18 protein-coding genes, 2 pseudogenes and 1 riboswitch are annotated in these 22,722 nt (G+C 36.8%); of the genes and pseudogenes, 3 read left to right on the top strand and 17 right to left on the bottom strand.

Annotation, left to right across the window (positions count from 1 at the left end):
- The first annotated feature begins 103 nt into the window (after positions 1 to 103).
- Positions 104 to 1,012, top strand: coding sequence for a homoserine O-acetyltransferase MetA (metA, locus tag JFU24_RS27050; RefSeq protein WP_201185454.1), 909 nt, complete (start codon positions 104 to 106; stop codon positions 1,010 to 1,012).
- A 175-nt stretch (positions 1,013 to 1,187) separates the two neighbouring features.
- On the opposite strand, the gene JFU24_RS27045 is transcribed toward metA, so the two are convergent.
- The 5 genes from JFU24_RS27045 to JFU24_RS30885 form a co-directional block, all read right to left on the bottom strand.
- Positions 1,188 to 1,883: an AIM24 family protein gene (locus tag JFU24_RS27045; protein ID WP_056520866.1), complete on the bottom strand. Its 696-nt coding sequence runs from the start codon at positions 1,881 to 1,883 to the stop codon at positions 1,188 to 1,190.
- Positions 1,883 to 2,578 carry a class I SAM-dependent methyltransferase gene (locus JFU24_RS27040; RefSeq protein WP_201250745.1) on the bottom strand — a complete coding sequence of 232 codons (696 nt, stop codon included), beginning with the start codon at positions 2,576 to 2,578 and terminating at the stop codon, positions 1,883 to 1,885. Before JFU24_RS27040 ends, JFU24_RS27045 begins: the two co-directional genes overlap by 1 nt.
- 332 nt (positions 2,579 to 2,910) lie before the next feature.
- Complete coding sequence (mntR, locus tag JFU24_RS27035) at positions 2,911 to 3,339, bottom strand: transcriptional regulator MntR (protein ID WP_053346643.1); 429 nt, start codon at positions 3,337 to 3,339, stop codon at positions 2,911 to 2,913.
- A gap of 102 nt (positions 3,340 to 3,441) precedes the next feature.
- Complete coding sequence (locus JFU24_RS27030) at positions 3,442 to 5,616, bottom strand: DNA topoisomerase III (protein ID WP_201250744.1); 2,175 nt, start codon at positions 5,614 to 5,616, stop codon at positions 3,442 to 3,444.
- A gap of 379 nt (positions 5,617 to 5,995) precedes the next feature.
- Entirely contained in the window at positions 5,996 to 6,130 is a 135-nt protein-coding gene (locus tag JFU24_RS30885) for a hypothetical protein (RefSeq protein WP_274608151.1), read from the bottom strand.
- 112 nt (positions 6,131 to 6,242) lie between these two features.
- Between JFU24_RS30885 and JFU24_RS27025 the strand changes: the two genes are divergently transcribed.
- Positions 6,243 to 6,392, top strand: a complete 150-nt coding sequence (locus tag JFU24_RS27025; RefSeq protein WP_201223939.1) for a hypothetical protein — start codon at positions 6,243 to 6,245, stop codon at positions 6,390 to 6,392.
- Between the two features lie 733 nt (positions 6,393 to 7,125).
- Here the strand turns inward: JFU24_RS27025 and JFU24_RS27020 are convergent.
- The 6 genes and pseudogenes from JFU24_RS27020 to JFU24_RS26995 all read right to left on the bottom strand — a co-directional run bounded on the left by JFU24_RS27020 (position 7,126) and on the right by JFU24_RS26995 (position 14,145).
- Positions 7,126 to 7,572 carry a MaoC/PaaZ C-terminal domain-containing protein gene (locus JFU24_RS27020; protein ID WP_201250977.1) on the bottom strand — a complete coding sequence of 149 codons (447 nt, stop codon included), beginning with the start codon at positions 7,570 to 7,572 and terminating at the stop codon, positions 7,126 to 7,128.
- 200 nt (positions 7,573 to 7,772) lie between these two features.
- Positions 7,773 to 9,239, bottom strand: a complete 1,467-nt coding sequence (locus JFU24_RS27015) for a GntP family permease (protein WP_201250743.1) — start codon at positions 9,237 to 9,239, stop codon at positions 7,773 to 7,775.
- A gap of 147 nt (positions 9,240 to 9,386) precedes the next feature.
- A pseudogene (locus JFU24_RS27010) lies at positions 9,387 to 9,774 on the bottom strand (CoA-transferase); the annotation flags it as partial.
- Between the two features lie 61 nt (positions 9,775 to 9,835).
- Positions 9,836 to 10,630, bottom strand: coding sequence for an enoyl-CoA hydratase/isomerase family protein (locus JFU24_RS27005; protein WP_201223937.1), 795 nt, complete (start codon positions 10,628 to 10,630; stop codon positions 9,836 to 9,838).
- Positions 10,631 to 10,827: 197 nt separating this feature from the next.
- Complete coding sequence (locus tag JFU24_RS27000) at positions 10,828 to 12,381, bottom strand: acyl-CoA synthetase (protein ID WP_201250742.1); 1,554 nt, start codon at positions 12,379 to 12,381, stop codon at positions 10,828 to 10,830.
- Between the two features lie 396 nt (positions 12,382 to 12,777).
- Positions 12,778 to 14,145: a sigma-54 interaction domain-containing protein gene (locus tag JFU24_RS26995; RefSeq protein ID WP_201250741.1), complete on the bottom strand. Its 1,368-nt coding sequence runs from the start codon at positions 14,143 to 14,145 to the stop codon at positions 12,778 to 12,780.
- 1,528 nt (positions 14,146 to 15,673) lie between these two features.
- Positions 15,674 to 15,821, top strand: a riboswitch (cyclic di-AMP (ydaO/yuaA leader).
- Positions 15,822 to 15,988: 167 nt separating this feature from the next.
- Here JFU24_RS26995 and JFU24_RS26990 point away from each other — a divergent pair.
- Positions 15,989 to 17,251: a cation:dicarboxylate symporter family transporter gene (locus JFU24_RS26990; protein WP_201185466.1), complete on the top strand. Its 1,263-nt coding sequence runs from the start codon at positions 15,989 to 15,991 to the stop codon at positions 17,249 to 17,251.
- Positions 17,252 to 17,845: 594 nt separating this feature from the next.
- Here JFU24_RS26990 and JFU24_RS26985 read toward each other — a convergent pair.
- From JFU24_RS26985 to JFU24_RS26960, 6 genes and pseudogenes are all read right to left on the bottom strand, one after another.
- Positions 17,846 to 18,199, bottom strand: a pseudogene (locus JFU24_RS26985) (GyrI-like domain-containing protein); the annotation flags it as partial.
- A gap of 95 nt (positions 18,200 to 18,294) precedes the next feature.
- Positions 18,295 to 19,302 carry a histidinol phosphate phosphatase domain-containing protein gene (locus JFU24_RS26980; protein WP_201250740.1) on the bottom strand — a complete coding sequence of 336 codons (1,008 nt, stop codon included), beginning with the start codon at positions 19,300 to 19,302 and terminating at the stop codon, positions 18,295 to 18,297.
- On the bottom strand, positions 19,296 to 20,084 hold the full coding sequence (locus JFU24_RS26975; RefSeq protein ID WP_201185471.1) for a DeoR/GlpR family DNA-binding transcription regulator: 789 nt from the start codon (positions 20,082 to 20,084) through the stop codon (positions 19,296 to 19,298). The genes JFU24_RS26980 and JFU24_RS26975 overlap by 7 nt, the downstream gene beginning before the upstream one ends.
- Positions 20,081 to 21,085 (bottom strand): ABC transporter ATP-binding protein, encoded by a 1,005-nt coding sequence (locus tag JFU24_RS26970; RefSeq protein ID WP_201223931.1) that lies wholly within the window; start codon positions 21,083 to 21,085, stop codon positions 20,081 to 20,083. The genes JFU24_RS26975 and JFU24_RS26970 overlap by 4 nt, the downstream gene beginning before the upstream one ends.
- Entirely contained in the window at positions 21,082 to 21,861 is a 780-nt protein-coding gene (locus tag JFU24_RS26965) for an ABC transporter permease (RefSeq protein WP_201223930.1), read from the bottom strand. Before JFU24_RS26965 ends, JFU24_RS26970 begins: the two co-directional genes overlap by 4 nt.
- The gene (locus tag JFU24_RS26960) at positions 21,858 to 22,694 is read right to left on the bottom strand and encodes an ABC transporter permease (protein ID WP_201250739.1); all 837 of its coding nucleotides are present in this window, start codon (positions 22,692 to 22,694) and stop codon (positions 21,858 to 21,860) included. Before JFU24_RS26960 ends, JFU24_RS26965 begins: the two co-directional genes overlap by 4 nt.
- Positions 22,695 to 22,722 lie beyond the last annotated feature (28 nt).

Raw genomic sequence — 22,722 nt, 5'->3', positions numbered from 1 at the left:
AGAATTCGTTAGAGGATTTACAAGAAATTATTAAAATAGCTTTTCTATTTGGAAATTTTCTATATAATTAAAATATTATGATTTTTGAAGAAGGAGGCTAATTATGCCAATCAGAATACCTGAAAAACTGCCAGCTAAGGAAATTTTAGAACAGGAAAATATCTTTGTAATGGATGAGGAAAGGGCAACCAGGCAAGAAATTCGCCCATTAAATATATTGATTTTAAACCTTATGCCTGAGAAAGTAAAAACAGAGGCCCAACTGCTACGCTTTCTTGGCAATACTCCTATTCAGGTAAACATATCATTTCTACGCTTAAGCACACATGAATCGAAAAACACAAGTAAATTTCATTTAGATCAATTTTATAAATCATTTGATGAAATCCGTTCTAAAAAATATGATGGCTTGATTATCACAGGAGCTCCAGTTGAAAAATTGGAATTCGCAGATGTTAATTATTGGAAAGAACTTCAAGATATTATGAACTGGTCAGCCGAAAACGTCACATCTACACTACATATCTGTTGGGGAGCTCAAGCCGCGCTTTACCATCATTATGGAATAGGCAAATACGAACTACCTGAGAAATGCTTTGGCATTTATAAGCATGAGGTACTCGAACCAAATGAAAATCTAGTCCGTGGCTTCGATGACAATTTTATGGCACCTCATTCGCGCCATACTGACATTGACTATCAAAAATTAGTTAATCATCCAGAATTGAAGATTTTAGCTCAGTCCGATCAGGCCGGAGTATTGATTGCCGCCTCTGTTGATGGAAGAAGAATAATGGTTACAGGTCATTTCGAGTATGATGCCGAAACACTTGGTGAAGAGTATAAACGTGATAGGGAACGTGGAATTGATACACAACTTCCTGAAAACTACTATCCTGACAACGACCCAACTAAAGTACCGCTTCACCGATGGAAAAGTCACTGTAGCCTCATGTTCTCCAACTGGCTGAATTATTATGTCTACCAATTGACCCCTTATGAGTGGGATTGAAAGGGAAAGAAAAAAAGAAACTCTCTCATTAAGTGAAGTACTTTTTTTCGGGGAAACCTGCTGAATCTAGTATGGATGAAAAAACCTGAGTCCTTGACTCAGGTTTTTCATTTTGAAGTTTTTCTGGAATTCTAGTTTAAAAAATTTCTTGTATTTGCTTTATGGTGTTTTTTTATCAAGACTCTTTATTACCAAAATACACCTCTTCAAAAGGTTGGACTACTACAAATCCCTGTCCTTCAAATTTCATCTGAACCGATTCCCCACTTCCTCTTCCAAAAAAAGACTTTAATGACACATCGGTTACAAACTCAGGTTGTAGGTCTCCAGACCAAGCGACGGTTGCATTTGGATCCGTATAGACTGGGTTCCCCCTTTCTACCATTAATGTGAGAGGTTCATAATGAGAAGTGAATGCCACCATCCCTTTCCCTTCAAGTCTAACATTGAACAATCCCCCCGCTAGCAAACCGGCAATACGCCGCATCATTTTAATATCCCATTGTATGCTCGGCTCAAAGGCAAGTAAATCGTTACCGTTTACACTAATTGATTCCCCATTCAAATGTAAGATGGAAATCTTCTTCCCTTGATCTGCCACATACAACTTTCCACTTCCAGTCGCTTTCATCAAAGATGCACCCTCACCTGTAAAGGCCTTTTTAAAGAGTTTGCCAAATCCGTGTTCTAATATTCCTTCTCGTTCGAATTTAATATTGCCCCGATAAGAAATCATTGTTCCCATTTTCGCCCAGATTTGTTGTTCAAGATTAATTTCCAAAATTCTTTCCGTTTCAAGTTCAAACAAACCTTGCCCCTTATCCTGCTGTTTCGTTTTTTCTACGAATTGATTGATTTGATATTTTTCCATCACTGATTACCCTCTTTTTGAAGGAGAAACAACCACATAAAAGATACGGCTTGCTTTAAATCCTTTGAAAAGTGATCTAGTTTTGTAAAGTCTACCCCTCTCTTGGCGACGCCGGTATCAGCGACTGCTTTCCATCCGCTTTCCACTGCTATTTTCTCAAACTCCCACGGCTGCATCGTGTTCATGATCACTTTGTCGCCTAATAAACGTTGGAAACTAAACTTTTTACGTGGTTCCGCAGTCGGACCAAGTATTCCAAAACAGGCATAGCCGCCAGGCTTTATTATACGGTGAATTTCCTTCACCACAGTTAATGGTTCACCTGTGTATTCAAGGGAATTAATTACCAATGCCGCATCCATTTCTTCGTCCTTAAATGGAAGACTATAAAAATCACCTTGAATAAATGAAAGTTTAGGCTGATGTACGGTCTTTTCCATTGCAAATTCAATCATGACGTTAGAAAGATCAATTCCAGTTACTTCATAACCCGCTTCAGCAAGTTTAAGAGAACCAACTCCATCTCCACAGCCTATATCAGCTACCTTACTTCCCGTAGGCACATATTGAGAAAAAAACGGGATTATATTTTTTCGACTTCCTGTTTCCCACATTTCTTGCGAATTCTCCACCCACTTAGAAGCAAAGTCATCCCATTTCTTTTCCGATTCTTTATGCCAAGTATGTAAATCCATCCGGCATTCCCCCATTCCATTTAAATCTTTGTTTCATATGAACACATAGAATTGTTAAAGAAATAACAAGGATATACTAACCTCGTTTCTTAACTTTTTTATTACATTACCTAGTATTTAAAAACCCATATCTAACCGTGACTGCTGAGGCTTATTTATAGCTATTCTGCTCTGACTCTAAAAATCCCTTTTTTACCTTTTCCTATTATCCACTTATTGAACATCATTTGTTTAATTAATAGTTAGATTGTTTATTCCGTACAATAATAGCTGACTGTTTTATAAGTAATTTAATTTATAAAAGTCAACAAAAAAAAACTGCCAGTGGCAGCTTATTTTGAGTTCTCTTCGTTTCTTTTTTGTATATTTCTTAAATCCTCGACACGACTAGGAGATTCCTCAAAGAATTCGACAAGATCTCCAATTCGATCGATAGCATTCCAACTAAGGTGATGTTCAATACCTTCAACATCCTGATAGATATTTTCTTCTTTGACCCCAATCAATCTTAGCATCTGTTCTAATAGTTCATGTCGGTATACGAGCCTTTTACCCACTTTTTTCCCATTTGCAGTCAAAACGAGACCACGGTACTTTTCATATATTAAATATTTTTCATGATCTAGTTTTTGAACCATTTTTGTAACTGAAGAGGGATGGACAGAAAGATTTTCTGCAATATCGGAAACCCTGGCATATCCTTTTTCTTCAATAAGTAAATAAATTTGTTCTATGTAATCCTCCATGCTCGGTGTAGGCATTCGGAATCCTCCCATTCAAACGCATATCTAAAAATTTTACTATATAAACGACCCCGAAACAAGAAGATATCGTCTCAGGACGTCTTTTAAAGAAGTTTATTATTAAGTTTGCTTGACGGCTTGTTCTGTTGGAAATGTAAAACTAATCTTCTTTTCAGAATCGGACCAAGATAAAATTGCGTCAAAGGTCTTCTCTCCTTTTTTAAAGCCACTTATTAAATCCGTTTCGCCGCTTGCCAACAACTTTTTTATATTTGCTTGACTGATCTTTTTATTCAGGATTTTTTTGGAGATAGTGAAGTTACACTTCGTTTTCTGATAACTCACACATCCATAAAATTCACCTTTATCGACAATCTTCGAACCGCATAACTTGCAGCTGCCTACAGATGCAGTATTTCTTTTTTTAGACCCGCTCCGTTGAATTGATTCAGTATCCAGTCCTTGGAAATCCCAGTTTTCCGATGATTCAACTGCATCACTGATAATTTTAGCCGACATCTTCTTAACAGCTTCCATAAATTCACCAGCGGAAGCCTTTCCTTCCCCGATTTCCCTTAAGCGCTGTTCCCATTTAGCCGTCATTTCAGGTGAAGCCAGAATTTTTTCTCCGATGGCAGTAATCAGTACTTTCCCTTTATCTGTCGCAAATACCTGATTTTTTTTAACATCAATATATTTACGGTCTTTCAGCATAGTTATAATGCCTGCACGAGTAGCTTCAGTTCCAAGTCCTTCTGCTTTCATCAAAACCTTTTCTAGCTCTTCATTATCCAGATGTTTTCCGGCAGTTTTCATCAATGTAATCAACTGACCCTCTGTATAGCGCTTAGGAGGCTGGGTTTTTCCTTCTTTCACTTTTACACTGGCTACCTGTCCAGAATCCCCTTTTTTGACGGGGGGCAAAATGATATCGTCATCATCCTTATCATTTTGGAAAATCACCTTGCGCCATCCCTCTTGGATTTGCTGCTTGCCTTTCGAAATGAACTCGGCCCGCTTATCGACAAGCGTTTTAATTGTTGTATAATCGAAAATCGCCTTCTCATAATGAGCCGCAATCAGGCGGCGTACCACCAAGTCATAGATATTGCGTTCTTCAGCGGAAAGGCGCTTTGGATCTGTGACCTGCTCAGTTGGGATAATTGCATAGTGATCAGTCACTTTTTTTTCATTTACAAACCGTTTATTATTTATGATGCTTGATTGAGGCAACGGAAACAGGGATTCATACTCTGAAAACCTGCTTATTTTTTGCAAAATATCGGGAAATGTCTCGGCTTCCCCCTCTGTAACATAATTGGAGTCAGAACGCGGGTAAGAAACAATCCCTTTTTGATATAGACTTTGAACAATATCCAGCGTCATTTTCGGTGAATATTTATAAATCTTATTCACGGTTGCCTGTAAAGAAGATAGATTAAATAATAAAGGTGGCTGAAATTCTTTTCTTTCTGTATCCATTTCTGCAATTTCAGCTTCTTTACCCTTGCAAAAGGCGGCAATTTTTTCAGCAAGTTCTTTTGTTTTAATCCTCGGATCGTTTTTCTGCTGCCACTTTCCTTGATATTTATTTCCATCCATCTTGAAGTCAGCAAATACTTCCCAAAACGGTTCAGATTTGAACTGTTCAATTTCCATTTCCCTTTTTACTATCAAAGCGAGGGTAGGCGTCTGAACCCTGCCAGCTGAAAATACATCCGACACCCCTCTTTGTTTCAATAAAATGCTATAAGCTCTAGAAGCATTCATACCAACAACCCAGTCTGCACAAGCTCTCGTATATGCTTCATAATAAAGTGGCCTTGTTTTTTCTTCGCTAATCAGATTTTGGAAACCTTCATAAATGGCTTTCGGAGTCAAAGAGGAAATCCATAAACGTTTCATCGGTTTTTTGACGCTGCATAGATTGACGATATTGCGTACAATCAATTCTCCTTCACGACCGGCATCGCCAGCATGAATAATTTCATCCACATCCGACTTCCTAAGCAAAGTTTTCACAACATTGAATTGCTTTGCCTTTTGTCGAGTCACTTCATATTGGAATTTCTCAGGAATCATCGGCAATGTATCAATCGACCATTTTTTCCATTTTGAATGATACGTTTCCGGTGAAACTAGTTGACATAAATGCCCGACTGCCCATGTTACATAAGCACCATCCGGAAAAAGTTCATTCGGCAAAATTTCTATATAGCCTTGCTGTTTCTTCGTTTTAAATTGACCTGCTAACGTTGAACCTTGATCTGGTTTCTCCGCAATGATTAGCTTCATATTTTCGTCACCTAATCCGTTAAAAAATATCTTTCTTTATTATTATACCTTAAATATATATATCGGCTAGATTTGAGTTAGTTTTTACAGAACTGCTCCTGCAACGGGATAGAATAATTACTTAACGCCGGTGGAGAATGGGATTTTCATGCATATAATAAGGCCCGTCCAAATATAAGCAGATTAATATGCAAAAAAAGCTACACTAAATGATTAGTTTTTCTTTTGACAATTCAGCTAAACTAGAATTTCTTGTCCATATTTTTTTAAAATTATGGATGTTTTGTAGTGTGATATGCTTTTCTTTATTTCTCTTTCCAATAAGAGTCCCCTTCTTGTAGAATGGGTTATCCGGATTTAATATAAGTTGAGTCGCAATTCAAAAAGAGCAGCCGTCAACGGTTCTGCTCTTTTTGCACCATTCGCAAACCGATAGAAATGGTTTCTTAGCTTCTGTTTTCATTTTGCCTTTATTCAGATCCCCTATTTCTAATCCATACCATCCTTTTTCCATAAAACCGCCTCATACTATGTAAAATATGGCATAATTCCCTTATGTAACTAACCGGGTGGGAGGTTGCCTTACCCCTATCTCTTTTATCTAAGAGAGAAGGGAGGTGACCGCAATGGATCTTCTAATAGACGTACTAGTGGAAGTTGCCAATTCGACAGTTGTATATTTATTTAGCTTCCTTCCTGCTAAAAAAGTCAAAAAGAAAACCACCCGTTCTACATCCAAACAGCACGGGAGGCCTTCTAAGAAGCGTAATATTTAGGAGCAACCGACCACTTTGGATTGGTTACTAGGCGAGATGTTAGCGCATCTCGTCTTTTTTATATATGCCACATTATAACATAAATATACTAAAAAGATAAAAAAGAAACTACTTTCCCTTCGATAGTTCTTGCTTTATTTTACTCCGGTTATATGATCCTTTGCCTTTCTTATTCAAAATCACACGAGTTGAGGCATCGAATCCCCAACTTAATCTACTATTGGTCATTTCACCGATTGTTTTCTTTTTCATATACATACCTGCTTTCTTTGAAACTTTCTTAGACAGCTACATTATTTCACAAGGAGAAGTGTTTTGGTTTTGGCCTATTTACACAGCTGTAACAAAGAGAATAGATAAAGAGCGATTGCTAATTAAATGCAGTCGCTCTTATTTTGATTATTATGTTATTCTCGTTTCTTCTGTCTACCGCCACGTTTAATTTCTGTGCTAAGTTTGGGGATAATACTTTTACTTCGAATTTCCTCTTATAACCATAAGCTAATTCGATAGATTTAATCAATGATAGTGATTGTATTCCAAAGCACGTTTTAAGTATTAATTACAGCTACTTCAACGGCTCCCTAATTTGAGCAAGAATTATTTCAATGTCTCTTAAATCTATAAACTATGTCATCTAGACATACTTTTTAGAACAAACGCCATCTGAATTCAAGTTTGATTTGCACCTGCTCAAATATTTAATTTTGTCGCATTATAAATTAAGTGATTACTATATTTTCACATGGGTATTAGAATTGACCATAATTTTCATATTGGCTATGGCTACAGTTTCTCCGTTTTGTTTTTTTATTTCTTGGATGACTGTTACAACACCTTGATAGCCTTTTTCAAAAAGGTCAATCACCTTTAATTCTACATGTATCGTGTCCCCAATAAAGGTAGGGTTTGTAAATCGAACCTTCTCCAATCCATAAAATGCAACGACGATTCCTGGTTCAAATTGAAATAAGCCAGTTGCAGCCGAAAGTATAAGCATTCCGTGTGCTATCCGCTGCTTATACTGTGTATTTGCTGCATACTCCTTATCAGTATGGAGGGGAAACCAGTCACCGCTAAATGCAGAAAACATTACTAGATCTGCCTCGGTTATAGTACGTCCTTTCGACACCCATGTTTCTCCGATTTCATATTGATGGAAATATTTATTAAACATTATTTCATTCTCCTTTTATTTAGGCTTGAAAAAAGTAGGCAGAAATTTCAGATATTTAATACTATAGACTAAATAATTTAGTGATAGTTCTTAAAATCAACACCTATAAAAAATGTTTTTCATATAGAAGACGTACTATTCCATGTAAATAGCGTTTAAAGCTAGAAATCGAAATGTATTTTCCTATGCTCACCGGCAAATATTTAAACGATAGCAAACAAGCTGAATATACCAATTACAAAGAATACAGCAAGTGTCTTTATAATGGTAATAACAAAAATGTCTTTATATGCCTGGCGATGAGTGAGTCCCGTAACTGCTAGAAGAGTTATTATAGCTCCGTTATGTGGCAAAGTATCAAATCCACCTGCAGACATAGCAATGACACGATGTAAAACTTCCAACGGAATGTCAAAATGAGCAGCTGTTTGTATATACGTATCCGCCATTAAGCTCAACGTAATGCTCATCCCACCAGATCCTGAACCAGTAATGCCGCACAAAACATTTGTCATGATCGCCCCATTAATTAAAGGGTTCGAAAACATTCCAGTAAGATAATCTTGTATCACAGTAAAGCCGGGTAAAGCTGCAATCACACCCCCAAAACCATATTCGGTTGCCGTATTCATGGTTGCAAGCAATGCCCCACTAATCCCTATATTAATACTTGATTGGAAATTTAATTTGACAGCTTTAAAGTTTAATAAGACGGTTGCTATTATCCCGAGAATAAGAGCCATCTCTACAGACCAAACACCAATAACTTTAGACATATCAACATTTCCATAATCTTCCAACCCAATAGTAGCAAAATCGAATCCTTTGGCATACCAAAGAGGAAAAGACTCAGTAAAAAACTTATTCATCACTCCAACTAACACCAACGGAATAAAAGCAAGCCAGTCTTTTCTACTTATGGCTTTTTCAGAATCCATTCCCAACTTATTAGTCGTTTCCACCGATATAGCAGAACTAGCTGCCATTTCTGCTTCAGCAGCTTCCCTATCAATAGCTTTATCACCAATTCCAAAATACCCTTCACCATTTCTAGCTGCCTTATGTCGACAATGATTTAAGTATAAAAGGCTCAAGGAAATGATAAATATTGCCCCAATAATTCCTAGTGTCGGTGCAGCATAGATGTCAGTTTTAAAGAATCCCGTTGGAATGACATTCTGAATTTGTGGAGACCCTGGAAGTGAATCCATGGAAAAGGTAAAAGCACTAACTGCAATTGTCGCAGGAATTAAACGCTTTGGAATATTAGCTTCGCGAAATAGCTGAGCAGCAAATGGATAAATGGCAAACACTGCAACAAACAAACTAACTCCGCTATAAGTCAGGATTGCGCCCATTATCACAATGGCTAGAATGGCTTGTTTAGCCCCGATAAAACGGACAATAATTTTAGCTATGCTCTTTGCAACACCGCTTATTTCAACCAATTTCCCAAAAATAGCACCTAGTAGAAAAACCGGGAAATATAATTTAACAAATTCAACCAACTTAACCATAAATATATTAGAGAAGAAAGGTAAAACATGTCCAGGATCCGTTAAAAATACAGCAAACAAAGCACACAATGGTGCAAAAAGTATAACAGAAAATCCTCGATATGCTAGAAACATAAGTAATCCTAGTGAAATAATAATAATCATTACATCCATATTGATTCCCCCTTTTTCTCAAAGTATAATATGTTATCATTTGTTGCTGGTTTGAATCCATTTCCCCCAAGACTTCTTCGGCATTAAAGTTCACTTTTCTTGTCTACAGAACTCTAATTATTTTCCCGAATAAATCCATTGTTTCTTTTAAACGTCATTTCTTTGAGTTTTGTGTGTACATCTAAAGATTTGTTCGACTGTGAATCCTTTTGCGACTTCTATTAGTTTCAAGCCCTTTTCTGTAACGTCCTTTACCGCAAGATCCGTGATGATATGTTCAACCACGCTTTTTCCTGTGAGCGTAGGGTGCACTCTTTCAGAATTTTGGATTCGCCATGTTTATTAACGTGTTCCATAATCACAATTGTTTTGCGTGCACCATGGACAAGGTCCTTCGCTCCGCCCATTCCTTTCACCATTCTCCCTGGAATCACCCAGTTAGCCAAATCACCATTATGGGGCACTTCCATTCCTCCTAAAATGCAACATCAATATGCCCTCCGCGAATCATGGCGAAAGATTCCGCACTATAGAACTAGACGGACCCCGAGGAACTTTTTCAAAAATTGACTTGACTCTGGTTTTGTCATGAGGGATTACTGATCAACGAAATTTGGCTCTCTTTTATTAATAAAGGCTTCAACACCTTCCTTAACGTCCTTAGTCTGAAAAACATGACCAAAATTTTCAGCTTCAATCACGAGTCCATCTTCAAGTGTTTGTTCATAACCATAATCAATAGAATGCTTTGCAAAAGTTAAAGATTGTAAAGAATAATTGCAAATACATTTTGCAATTTCCATTGCTTTTTCTAAAGATTCCCCCTTTGGCACAACATGATTAACAAGCCCTATTTGTTTTGCCTCTTCTGCATTCAGTGGCTCTCCAGTAAAGATCATTTCTTTTGCTTTGGCTTTACCTATCAGTCTAGGAAGTCTTTGAGTTCCCCCTGCCCCTGGAAACAAACCCAATTTAATTTCAGGAAGCCCAATCCTAATTTGTTCCTCTGCAATTCGAATATCACAACTTAAGGCAAGTTCACATCCTCCACCTAATGCTAATCCGTTGATTGCAGCAATAGTTGGTCGAGATAAACGTTCAATTTTATTAAGTGGTTCCTGAAGCCAAAGTGATTTCCCCTTTCCTTCTTCCACTCCTTTTCCAATCCATGCTGGAAATTCTTTAATATCCCCTCCAGCAACAAAAGCTCTTTCGCCTTCACCAGTAAGGATAATGACCTTAACGTTGTAATCGCTTTCAATTTCATCTACCACAAGATTCAATTGTTCTATAACATCTGCGCTTAATACATTAACAGGTGGATTATCAATAATAATCGTTGCAATATTACTCTGTTTTGACCATGAAACAACTTGATCCTTATTCTTCATCGGCTTTCCTCCTCAACCTAAAGTGTACTTGTGGGTTCCAGATGCTCTGGCATTGTTGAAAAACGTGCATCAGTGAGTAAACCCAGATATTTATGTTAGAATCCTTGATGGTTATGTGCATGTTTAAAACAAAGTGAAATAATGTATTCACAAAACCTTTTTATAGTACCTTTTTTAACCTTCGAGAAATTCCTTATTTATTCCATACCACTAAACTGTTTTCGAAGAATAAACTTTTGAACCTTACCGGATGGGGTACGTGGTATTTCATCAACAAATGTGACCTTTCTAGGTTTTTTGTAGCTAGCAAGATGTTCCTTACAGTAATTAACAACATCTTCCTCCGTAAGTTTGGCTCCTTCTTTTTTAACAATAACAGCACATACAGCCTCAATGTATTTCGGATCAGGAATACCAATTATAGAAACTTCCTTCACTTCATCATGGCGGTATAAGACATCTTCAATTTCCGCAGAGTAAATGTTTTCACCACCGCTCCGAATCATATCTTTTTTTCTGCCTGCAATTGATAGATACCCATCATGATCGAATTTTCCCATGTCTCCTGTTTTACACCACCCATTCACAAATGTTTCCATTGTGGCATCAGGTTTTCTCCAATAACCCTCAGAAACCGCTGGACTTTTAATAGCGATTTCACCAATTTCACCAACAGGCAAAGGCGTTCCATCCTCATCGATAATATTAATTTCTGTAAGTGGCATTGGCTTTCCAACGGTATGGCCTTTTGTAAAAGCATCCTGTGGTTCAAGCGAAGCCGCAATTGGTTGTCCTTCAGTTAACCCGTAAACTTGAACAACTCCAATTTGAGGAAACCTCTTTTTTAATTGTTCTAGTGCCCATGGCATTAGCGGGTCACCACCTGTATAAATAGTTTTTAAAGATTTTAGCTGATACTCTTCAATTTCAGGCAGATTTAGCATTTCATAAATCATAAAAGGGAATAAAAAAGAATCGGTCACATTTTCCTGTTCAATAACGGAAAGAATTCTTCCAATCTCGAATTCTTGGCTTTTTGTAATTATTACGCTTCCACCCATCATAAGAGTAGGAAGTGCGATATCTTCCATCGCTCCAACATGGTATAGTGGTCCTGTCGTCATGGCAACTTCTCGCCCTGTAAATTTCCATTTCAGCGCTTGTATCGTGGAAAACCAGAAAGTTGTATCATGAGTCCAAATTGCACCTTTAGGTCTTCCCGTTGTGCCTGATGTGTACATCAGCATGACCGGATCGTTTAATTTAATGTTATCGACTTTGACCTCATCTACCGAACCACTTTCTAAAACACTCCATGACTCAGACCAACCTGGGATTGAGCCATTTCTATGAGGTAGACAAAAATAACGCTCAACAGAAACATGATTACAAACTGATTCCAGATGATTGGCTAAGTTCGAATGGAAGCACAATATTCTTGTCTGTGAATCATTTAATGCATACTCAAGCTCAGCACTTGAAAGCCTAAAATTAAGTCGAACTGCAATTGCACCGATTTTCGCAATGGCAAAATATAGACTAAAATATTCGAGGCAGTTGTAAAGTAAAATACCGACACGATCCCCTTTTCGAACGCCAAATTCGTAAAGCTTGTTTGCATACGCATTTGATAAATGGTGGAGATCGATGTACGTCAATGACCTTCCTACTTCTTCTTTTATTGCTATTTTTCTAGGATTTATATTATTTAAATCATTTGCCATTTTTCTTGTGATAAAACCAACATCCAATGAAATTCCTCCTTTTCAAGGTAAGCAGATTCAAAATTCAATACTGTTCAAAATAATTCTCAATCTTTCTAAACAAGGCCCAATTTCTTTCCTCCTTTCTTCTAATTTTGGTTGCAAGATTCATTCCAAAACGGAAAAACCCTATACTGACTTACTTTTCTTATTTATCGAGGAATATCCAAATGTTTATTTTCCGATTTTTCAGAAAATAAATAAAAAAAATCAACTTAAGTTAGATCAGTTGATTTTTTATTCTTCAGTTTTCATAATTTATATAATAATTAATCTGTTCTATAGCCTTTTTTCTCCTTTAATGTGAACTATATCTACACTAATACGGAAATTATAATATAAATCCGGGATTTCGGAATGCATTCTGAAATCCCGGATTTATATTTATTGGTCAGAAATTTGATATTTTTTAATTTTATCGTAAAGGGTAGAATTTCCTATTCCAAGAGCTTCCGCAACCCGTTTTTTATCAAACTTAAACCTCCTTAACGCTCTTTCTATTGTCTTCTTTTCTGTTTCCTCTACACTATCCTTTAAACTTACTTCTTTCCTATTCACCTTATGACGTTTTAGATAATCAGGTAAAGCATCTTTTCCCATTACCTCGTCATTTGATAGGTGAACACCTGCATCAATCACATTCTCTAGTTCTCTGACATTCCCTGGCCAGTTATATTGCTCTATTAATGAAAGCACCTCAGGGTGTATAGAGGTTACTCGTTTTCCTATTCGGGCTGTGACTTTTTTTAAAAAATAATCTACAAGTAAAGAGATATCTTCGATTCTATCACTTAAAGGAGGAACAAATAATTGGACAGCATTAATTCTATAAAATAGGTCTTCACGAAATAGCTTTTCTTCAACCAATTTTTCTAAAGGGCGATTTGTTGCAGCAATCACTCGAACATTAAGTTTTTTTGGGTAAAGCGAACCTACAGGCTCAAATTCTTTCTCCTGAAGGACCCTTAATAACTTGACTTGCATTTGCTGAGGCATATCACCAATTTCGTCAAGGAAAACAGTTCCACCATCAGCAAATTGAAACTTTCCAAGTTTACCTCCCTTTTTTGCCCCTGTAAAGGCACCATCTTCATACCCGAAAAGTTCAGATTCTAACAAGTGTTCCGGAATTGAACTACAATTTATTTTCACTAGTGGTTTGTCGCTTCTCCCACTTAACTGATGAATGCTATGTGCTATTATTTCCTTGCCTGTACCGCTTTCTCCTCTAATTAGTACAGAGATATCACCTCTAGCCACCCTTTTCACACGTTCTTTTAACTGTTGTATTTTTTGTGAATTGCCAATTAAATTGTGTAAGGAATACTTTACTCCATTTGTAACATCACTTTCATTTCTGTAAAAATTATGTTTTGTCAGTATCTCCTTAATGTGGCTATTCATTTTATTCCAGTCATCAAGATCACGAAACATTATTGTCCCAATCGCACCAATTATTTCCTCATTTTCGATGATAGGAATGCGATTAGCGATAACAAAATCACCACGAAGAAAATGTATATCAGCGATTTCCGATTTACCTATTTGCACTACTAGGTGTAGCCTTGTATTTTCAATTATATTCGTCACATGTTCACCAATCACTGAGTCGCGTTCAACATTTAAAAATTCACAATATTTATTGCTAATATATTGAATTTTCCCATTACTATCGACAATTACAATTCCATAATATGTACTTTCAAATACCATATCTAATAGTTTATTATTGGAGAATTGTCCAGTCTTCATCATAAGTCTCCTTTACCTAGAATCCTTTACCATATAATACCACGCATTATATTCAATACATATTTACGAAGTGAAAATGTTTCAAAAAAGACTGCGAAATAAAGTGTTCATTAAAAAGAAATCGATGGAGATATTTTATACCCTCACTAGCGTAATCAATCGGATTATAACGATCTGAGTATGCCATTTCCGAAAAATAAATAAGTATACTAAAAGACTTTAATCCTTCCAGTTTATATTTTAGGGAAGCCATACTCTAATATGTTTGTCAAATAGGTTTGGAAAATGAGATCACATACGTAAATAATCAAAAGACCTATTTAGTATTTGAAACAGAGTAATAAGCCAAAAAAAGGATAATGGTAAAAAACTATTCTTTTTTTCGTGGTTATCCTCTGCTTTCTCTCATAAATGAAAGTTTACGCTGCTGTCCCGATACTTGAATAGAAAAAAGCTCTGTAAAGGTTCCTCTTAACAGAGCTTACCGACATATTAAAGTATTTTTACCAAGTCTTTTCTAGCACTCAAGCAAATACTCTCACCTAGATAATCCATTTGCTCCTCATCAGATAGGTTAACAACAATCTCCTGAGAGCCTGATACACACTATACCACTCTTTTTGAACCAACAAAATGGACCTTTTTTAATTTAGCCTCAAACGTAATTCTATTAGGCTGAAAGCGACTTTGGGTAATGTTTAAGTGTCGAAGATGATACTCAGTTACTCCCTTGTTTTGAAAAAACTTTAGAGCATACTCATGTAAATTCCTCCCTAAATCAGCTCGACGTTTTTCAGGAATTAGATAATAGATTTAGATAATAGATTTACATAACCAATCTCATTGCCTCTGACTGTCGTATTGTAAGCTTCAATTGACCAATTGGTATGCCATTTTCTACCACTATCACAAAATCATCGGGTATTTTCCAAGGAATAAACTTTAACACACTGTAAGTCTAAATTACACGATAGAAGAAAAAAATGAAAAAAGGGAACTGTTATGGCTGAAAATCAATCAAGTTTACCTTGAAAAATGTAGGAACTATCCGATATATAAAAATAATTAAGTGTTTATATTGAGAACAATAATGGTGGTGTGTGCTCAGTATGGAAATTATCGAAAAATGTCGAAAAAAGTCTTATATTCCCGAATTTTCTTTAAATAATTATTGTAAGCGCTTCATTTTAATGTTACATTATTGATTCATCCCTTAAAAATAAGGAAGAAAGGAAGTATTTTATAATCACTGAATAGAACTACATAGATTAAAAAAGGAGGATGAAATTGGTAAAAGAGGAAGCGTAAATGGGGATTTACACCACACACATATCTCAAAGATTACCAAACTTTATATCAAACTTGCGATTTTAAAAAGATTTTAAATGTCTCATGTATTAATATCATTTGAATCATCGTATTTTCAATGAGCCCACTCTAAAAAAGAGGATGAATTTTTATAATCGTAGAGAAAGATGGCGTGCCCCTAAATCCTATAATAAATATTTACAGATTAATATTTTTATTATAAGTTGGTTCTCTTAATCTTATTAATAGAACGGGGAAACCATTTTGCTGATATTTTCCGCTAGGGGTGAATTCAGAGATGATAGGGTATTTGTGTTTCCAATTCCTAACCCGACAGCTAACCTCGTCAGAGTCTAAAGGGAACATGTATGAATAGTCACGCCAATAGGAATCGACAAATGAAGTGTCTTTTCTTTCGGTATAAAGACAGAATTTTCAAAAAATAAAATTCACTTTCTTTCTATTTAATAACTTGTATCCCTTACGAGACAAAATGTTTTTACATCAAAGAACTTATGGAATGTGAGGAAAGTAAATGAAGAAAATTAAATTAAGTTTAGCTAGCCAAATATTCATTGGATTAATTCTAGGGATTATTGTTGGTGCCATTTTTTATGGTAATGAGACTGCCCAAGGCTATTTACAACCATTGGGAGATATGTTCTTACGCATGATTAAAATGATTGTTGTACCAATCATTGTTTCAAGTCTGATTGTTGCCGTTGCAGGGGTAGGCGATTTGAAATCAGTAGGTAAAATTGGTGCCAAATCACTTTTATACTTTGTGGTAGTAACGCAAATAGCAATTCTTGTTGGTCTGGTTTCCGCTAATTTACTTCAGCCGGGCGCTGGTATAAACATGAACCAGCTTGAACAAACAGATATATCCAGTTATGTAGATACAGCAGAAACTAAGCAGCATGAATCTTTTGTAGATACAATTGTTCACATCGTACCATCGAATCCGATTAAAGCGATGGTAGAAGGCGATATGCTAGCCATTATTTTCTTCTCTGTATTATTTGGCGTTAGTATTGCCGCAATTGGAGAAAAAGGTAAACCGGTATTTCGATTCTTCCAAGGTACGGCAGAAGGGATGTTCTACTTAACCAACTTGATTATGAAATTCGCTCCAGTCGGTGTATTTGCACTAATAGGGGTAACAATCTCTAAATTCGGTTTGGCGTCATTAATTCCTTTAGGTAAGTTAGCGCTTTCAGTATATGGAACAATGCTTTTCTTTGTACTTGTCGTTCTTGGAATTATTGCTAAAGTAGTAGGGTTTGGTATTTTTAAATTGATTAAGCTTCTAAAAGAAGAGTTAATTTTAGCATTTTCAACAGCTAGTTCGGAATCCGTCCTCCCAAAAATCATGGAAAAAATGGAGAAGGCCGGATGTCCAAAACATATTGCATCATTCGTAATTCCGACAGGCTACTCTTTCAACCTTGATGGTTCTACGTTATATCAAGCATTAGCAGCCATTTTCATTGCTCAAATGTATGGAATTGATTTGAGCATCATGCAGCAAATTACCTTAATGCTAGTGTTGATGATTACATCTAAAGGAATTGCAGGTGTACCAGGTGTCTCCTTCGTCGTCCTTTTGGCAACACTAGGCACCGTCGGTATTCCAATTGAAGGCTTAGCATTTATTGCTGGTATTGACCGTATTCTTGATATGGGTCGTACGGCAGTGAATGTTGTAGGTAATGCACTTGCAGCAATCGTTATTTCTAAATGGGAAGGTCAATTCCACCCTCCTGCCAATAATAAAAATCTAGAACAAGTATCTTAATATTAAAATCCAGAGTAGTGTGTCACTCTGGATTTTTTTGGTGTAGTTTTCTGTTTACCTTCACGTCAGATCATTCCTTCCTGCTTCCAAATTTAGTGACTTTCATTTTGTCTCAGTCAGAAGTCTTAAACATGAAAATGCCAGATTGCCAGATGTTCAATTACCATTTACTTTCTTTTAAGGCTTTACTTCCTTCGTTAATCTCGTATGAAAAAATTCAATAAAGGTATTATCGTAAAGGAAACCTTTTCTTTAAATGGATGAGATGAGAGTGATATTGTTTCTTCCTCACAGGACTAATACTTGCCTTGCTCATTAAGTATTAGGTGATTTTGTTTGTCTTGCATTTTAAACTTCATATTAGGGCTTCCTCCTTAAGGTTTTGAGTTAGAATGGTATCTACACTCATATCTTACTGAGGAGCTCTATTTTTTTCAAAATCAAAAAATAGCTATCTACAGGAATGCTAACCTGCCCCGATAGTTCCATAATAAAAAAGATTACCTTAGCCATTATTGAAGTAAAGTAACTGGTAGTTGAGTAAAAAAATAAGAGCTGTCGAAACAGCTCTTCGCATAAATCTTTCGCCTATGCTTACTTTTTCAAAACAGGAATCCATATTTCACTTCTAAATGTTGGTGAGGTTACATCTTTTTTTTCGTTCCAAAGGATTTCTGGACCTTCTATTTGTTCATAGTTAGAGGATTGAAACCATTCGGAATAAATACGTCCCCATACATTTTGCAGTGTTTCAGGAAAAGGTCCGACTGCTTCGAATACCGCCCATATATATGCATCAACTTCAAGCAGTGTTAAGTTATCTGGGCACTCCCTCGTTGAGGCTACGCCTATATAATGATCAAGCTCCCCTTTTTCCTCCAACCTGCCTTCGGAAAAGTTCGCAGATACACTAAGCAGTCCTAATGGGCTGACATTCGATAGTTTTTGTTGCAATTTGTAGCTGAAGTCGCTGGATCTTCACCCATTCGGCGTGTGCAAAATTCGTGCATCTCGCTCCAGGGGGCGGCAAAAAAAGACCCATTTTACCGGATCTGCACTAAGTTTCTTTCTCTTTGATGGAAGGTTGCTAGATGTGAGGCACCTAATTGCTGCAACATTTTCTTGTTCTCTGCAACATATTTTCCAAGATCATCTGGATAGTGTGAATCTGAAGAAAGGGTAATCGGAATACCTTCGTTAACAATTGTCGTTAGAAAATCAATGGATGGGCACATATCTTTGGCCGGATAGCGATAGTATAAACCCGCATTCACCTCTGTAGCGGTATTCGTTTCCTTTAGTGCGACAGCAATGCGTTCATACCATCTTTGATTAAAAGATTCATTGTTTACTTTGAAATTAAATACTTTTAAATTATCTAAATGTGCAACAAAATCAAACATGTTTGAACGGATCATTTTTTCAACTGTTTCATAAAAACGAGTGTACAGCTCTTCTAAATCATATTCTTCAAAGTGAGATGCGGTTTGTGGGTTATCAAATCCCCAGCCATCCATATAATGAATAGAACCAATCACATAGTCCCACGGTTTTCCTTCTAAGAGTGCTTCTAGTTCCTCTTCTTGCCCGACAAAATAATCCGCTTCAATTCCTAACTTTAATGAGACACCTTCTTTTTCCCAGCGTTTTTTTGCTGCTACAATCGCTTCAACGAACTCATCCATTTTTTCTGTCATGACATTTTTTATCCAATACGATTGTAATACACCAATTGAATCGCTCGGATCAAGATTTAACGCCTTTTCAAAATAATTTTTTGTTTCTTTAAAACGATACAAATGATCGACAATACCTACTTCTTTCATTCCGATTTGTTTCGCTTTTTTTAAATATAAATCAAGCCACTCTTCGCCGTAACAACCACCATTCAGTCGCTTTTGCAACTGATTCACTTGATACTCAATTTTTTCTTTCGAGCCGTATTCTTGCACTTCGTTTGGCTGAAAATGTCCAAGGGCTTTTGCCGTACGTTCAAGCCAATTAAACGAATACGGGCCTTCTTCTAGATGTACATGATAATCGATTAACATTCTGATCCACTCCTTTTTGCGATAATCCAACGTTTATACCATTCTTTCCATTCCTTCGGACAAGGCTGATTACTAATGACTTCATCAAAATGGCTCGCATCACCAAATGAAAAGAAAGACGGAATACCTATTTTTGATGAATCTACAAGTAAAATATTCTTCTTGCTTCTTGCCATCATTTTAGCTGAAACGAGTGACTCATCTAAATCATAATCATAGATTGTATCTCCAACAATTCCACCGCAGGATATAAACGCTTTATCCATATGCATATGACTTAACCATTCTAGCGTCATTGCACCCGAGACAGAGGATTGCGCAGGGTTCGTAAATCCACCTAACAAAATAACCTTGCCCGTCACACGCTTCTCTTCAATCGCTTGGTTAAAGCGATCTGCTGCTGCAATTGAATTTGTCACAACAGTTAAATTTTGAACATTTTGAATTAAATCGGCAATATGAAATGTTGTCGTTCCAACATCGATGCCAATCGTATCACCATCTTCAATACGTGATATCGCTTCGAATGCAATTTGTTCTTTTTCTGCACGATTGATATCAAGCTTCCGTAAGTAAGCTTGTTCTTTTTCTAATGTTGTATATAGAACTGCTCCTCCATGCACTCGAGTTATCTGCTCCAGTTCTTCTAACTCGGTCAAGTCTCGACGAATCGTTTCTGGTGTAACAGAAAACTTCTTTGCCATTTTTGCAACTGATACGCGTTTCTCCTCATTCACCCATTGAATAATTAAACGATGGCGTTCTTCCTTTAATTGATTCATGATAAGGCGATTACATCCTCTGGTTCTACGAATAATTGATATTCCATACCTTTTTCAAATGCAGAGGCACGATGATGCAATTGTTCAGTCGTAAATTGCTTATTGTCCGCATGAAAAGTTGTACGGATCACATTTCCATTCATAATAGAATCGCCAGCAATTGCGCTTAATTTGTAAGAGGAGACCTGAGCTTGTAAATGAATAGATTCTGGACGTATCGCATATTTATCTGCGGATAACGCTACATTTTTTCCAATTAATTTTCCTATCTGCTCTTTTGAAAAAACATTGTATCGTCCTATAAAATTGGCAACAAATTCGGTTTTAGGATGCGTGTAGATTTCAGATGGTGTTCCTTCTTGTGCAATCTTTCCATTATTCATGACGAAAATACGATCGGAAACAGACATCGCTTCTTCTTGGTCATGTGTAACAAGAATCATCGTCATATCCAGTTCACGTTGAATCGCTCGAAGTTCGACTTGTAGATGTTTACGAATTTGTGCATCAAGCGCACTTAACGGTTCATCAAGTAACAATACTTTCGGACGAACAACGAGAGAACGAGCAAGCGCGACACGTTGCTGCTGACCACCGGAAAGTTCATGCGGATACGCCTCTTTCTTCTCTTGTAAACCAACGAGGTTTAACATTTTCCCTACTAGCTCTCCCACTTCATTTTCTGGTTTTTTGAGCATCTTTATTCCAAACGCAACATTTTCATATACGGTCATATTCGGAAATAATGCGTATGATTGAAATACCATACCTACTCTGCGGTTTTTCGGCGAAATTTTCTTCATATCTTTCCCATCAATCATCACTTGACCGCCAGTCGCATCTGTTAGTCCAGATAATATACGCAAGATTGTACTTTTCCCACAACCACTTGGTCCAAGTAACGTGACAAATTCGCCATCTCTAATGTTCATATCAATTCCAGAAAGAACTTTTGTATCTTGATATTGTTTATAAACGTCTTTTAACACTACGTAACTCATGCGCGTGTCATTCCTTTCGCTCTTTTCGTTAATGTCGCCATTACTAGCGTCAAAATACCCATCAACACGATGTATACGAACACAATCGCACTCGCAACATGACCACTTGTACTTAATTTTGACATTAAATAAATTTGAACCGTTTCAAAACGAGAACCTACAACGAGGTTTATCAAAACAAATTCGCCAAATAAAACAGAGAATGATAATAGCGCTGAAACAAATAATCCTGGATAAACTGATGGAAGCAACACTTTCCGGAAAGCTTCCATTTTTGAAGCGCCTAGTAATTCCGCTGCATCCATTAATTGACGGCCTTGAACATTCCGTAAGCTATTTCGTGTTCCTTGGTACATATATGGAAGCACGCTAATGACATATACCCCGAGCACAGCGAGGATCATCGGTAAACTAGTTCCTGAATAAAACCGAATTAAACCAACTGCTAAAATAACACCAGGGAAAGCATATACCATCACAACACTTGCCTGGAACCACTTTTCTAACGATGGAAAGTATAATACGATCACGAAAATCGCCGGCACAATAAATAATATAGAAATGAAAACTGCACTACCTGAAAGAAGAACAGATCGTCCGAACGCTTCTATAAATCTTGCATCTTGAAATAAAGTCTTAATCCATTCCAACGTTAATCCTTCCGGTAAAATGGTTTTATTCCATTCCGTTGAAAATGCATACAAAGCGGTCGCTAGAATTGGTAGGGCTAAATATACACCGATCAGAATGAGGATGACGATTGTAAATTTTTTCATCGTTCTGACAAATCCTTTCTCGTTTTCTTGGTGAGCCATTCACTAAGTAACATCCCGATAATCATGATCACACCAAGTAAAACAGCAATGGCACTCGCCAATTCTGGTTGAGCAAAAATATCCCCCGTAATGAGTGCCCCGATACGAATTGCCGCTAAGTTAAAATTACTCCCTGTTAAGGCGTAAGCAGATGCATATGCACCTATCGCATTAGCGAACAATATAGTGAACGTGCCCGCAATACCAGGAAATAAAATAGGCAGTCCGATTTTTTTCCAAAATGTAAATTTAGAAGCTCCTAATAACGCAGCGGCATCTTTCCATTGTTGCTGAATACCGTAATAAATCGGATATAAAAGCATGATTGAAAGCGGGAGTTGAAAGTAAATATAAATGAGCAACAGCCCTGACCAACTATAAAGAGAAAAAGATAAATCCCAGCCGAACGAATCAAGCGCTAATGTAAAGAGACCGCTATTTCCAAGTAAGACGATAAATGCAAAAGCGAGTGGTACACCCGCGAAGTTGGAAGTCAAGTTGGACAAAATCAATAACCGTTCACGGACCGGTTCAGGAAAATACGTCATCGCATACACACCTAACAAGGAAACGACTAACGCGACGAATGCTGAAACGACTGACAAAGCTAAACTGTTTTTAAACCCTTGTAAAATATAAGAACTTGTTAACACTTCTTGATAATGTTCTAACGTAAACCCTTCACTATTTGAAAAACTACTCATCAACATGTAAAAGAGTGGTACGAGAAAAAAAAACGTCATCAACAAAGCGAACGGGACTAGTATGAAAAGTACTCTTTTTTTTCCATTCATAATCATGATGTCTCCCTTTATTTAATTG

The organism is Peribacillus sp. TH27 (assembly GCF_016650915.1).
GTDB classification, from domain to species: Bacteria; Bacillota; Bacilli; order Bacillales; family DSM-1321; genus Peribacillus; species Peribacillus butanolivorans.
Note: the sequence above shows the minus strand (reverse complement) of the source record. Positions and strands in the feature narration are given on the sequence as shown.

Coding starts and splice junctions, on each gene's coding strand:
- JFU24_RS27030 (WP_201250744.1), bottom strand. CDS start 5,616: ATGAAGCTAATCATTGCGGAGAAACCAGATCAAGGTTCAACGTTAGCA.
- JFU24_RS26975 (WP_201185471.1), bottom strand. CDS start 20,084: ATGAATCAATTAAAGGAAGAACGCCATCGTTTAATTATTCAATGGGTG.
- JFU24_RS26960 (WP_201250739.1), bottom strand. CDS start 22,694: ATGAATGGAAAAAAAAGAGTACTTTTCATACTAGTCCCGTTCGCTTTG.
- JFU24_RS27015 (WP_201250743.1), bottom strand. CDS start 9,239: ATGGATGTAATGATTATTATTATTTCACTAGGATTACTTATGTTTCTA.
- JFU24_RS26965 (WP_201223930.1), bottom strand. CDS start 21,861: ATGAAAAAATTTACAATCGTCATCCTCATTCTGATCGGTGTATATTTA.
- JFU24_RS27005 (WP_201223937.1), bottom strand. CDS start 10,630: ATGAAGAATAAGGATCAAGTTGTTTCATGGTCAAAACAGAGTAATATT.
- JFU24_RS27045 (WP_056520866.1), bottom strand. CDS start 1,883: ATGGAAAAATATCAAATCAATCAATTCGTAGAAAAAACGAAACAGCAG.
- JFU24_RS26980 (WP_201250740.1), bottom strand. CDS start 19,302: ATGTTAATCGATTATCATGTACATCTAGAAGAAGGCCCGTATTCGTTT.
- JFU24_RS27040 (WP_201250745.1), bottom strand. CDS start 2,578: ATGGATTTACATACTTGGCATAAAGAATCGGAAAAGAAATGGGATGAC.
- JFU24_RS27025 (WP_201223939.1), top strand. CDS start 6,243: ATGGATCTTCTAATAGACGTACTAGTGGAAGTTGCCAATTCGACAGTT.
- JFU24_RS30885 (WP_274608151.1), bottom strand. CDS start 6,130: ATGGAAAAAGGATGGTATGGATTAGAAATAGGGGATCTGAATAAAGGC.
- JFU24_RS26970 (WP_201223931.1), bottom strand. CDS start 21,085: ATGAGTTACGTAGTGTTAAAAGACGTTTATAAACAATATCAAGATACA.
- metA (WP_201185454.1), top strand. CDS start 104: ATGCCAATCAGAATACCTGAAAAACTGCCAGCTAAGGAAATTTTAGAA.
- mntR (WP_053346643.1), bottom strand. CDS start 3,339: ATGCCTACACCGAGCATGGAGGATTACATAGAACAAATTTATTTACTT.
- JFU24_RS26995 (WP_201250741.1), bottom strand. CDS start 14,145: ATGAAGACTGGACAATTCTCCAATAATAAACTATTAGATATGGTATTT.
- JFU24_RS26990 (WP_201185466.1), top strand. CDS start 15,989: ATGAAGAAAATTAAATTAAGTTTAGCTAGCCAAATATTCATTGGATTA.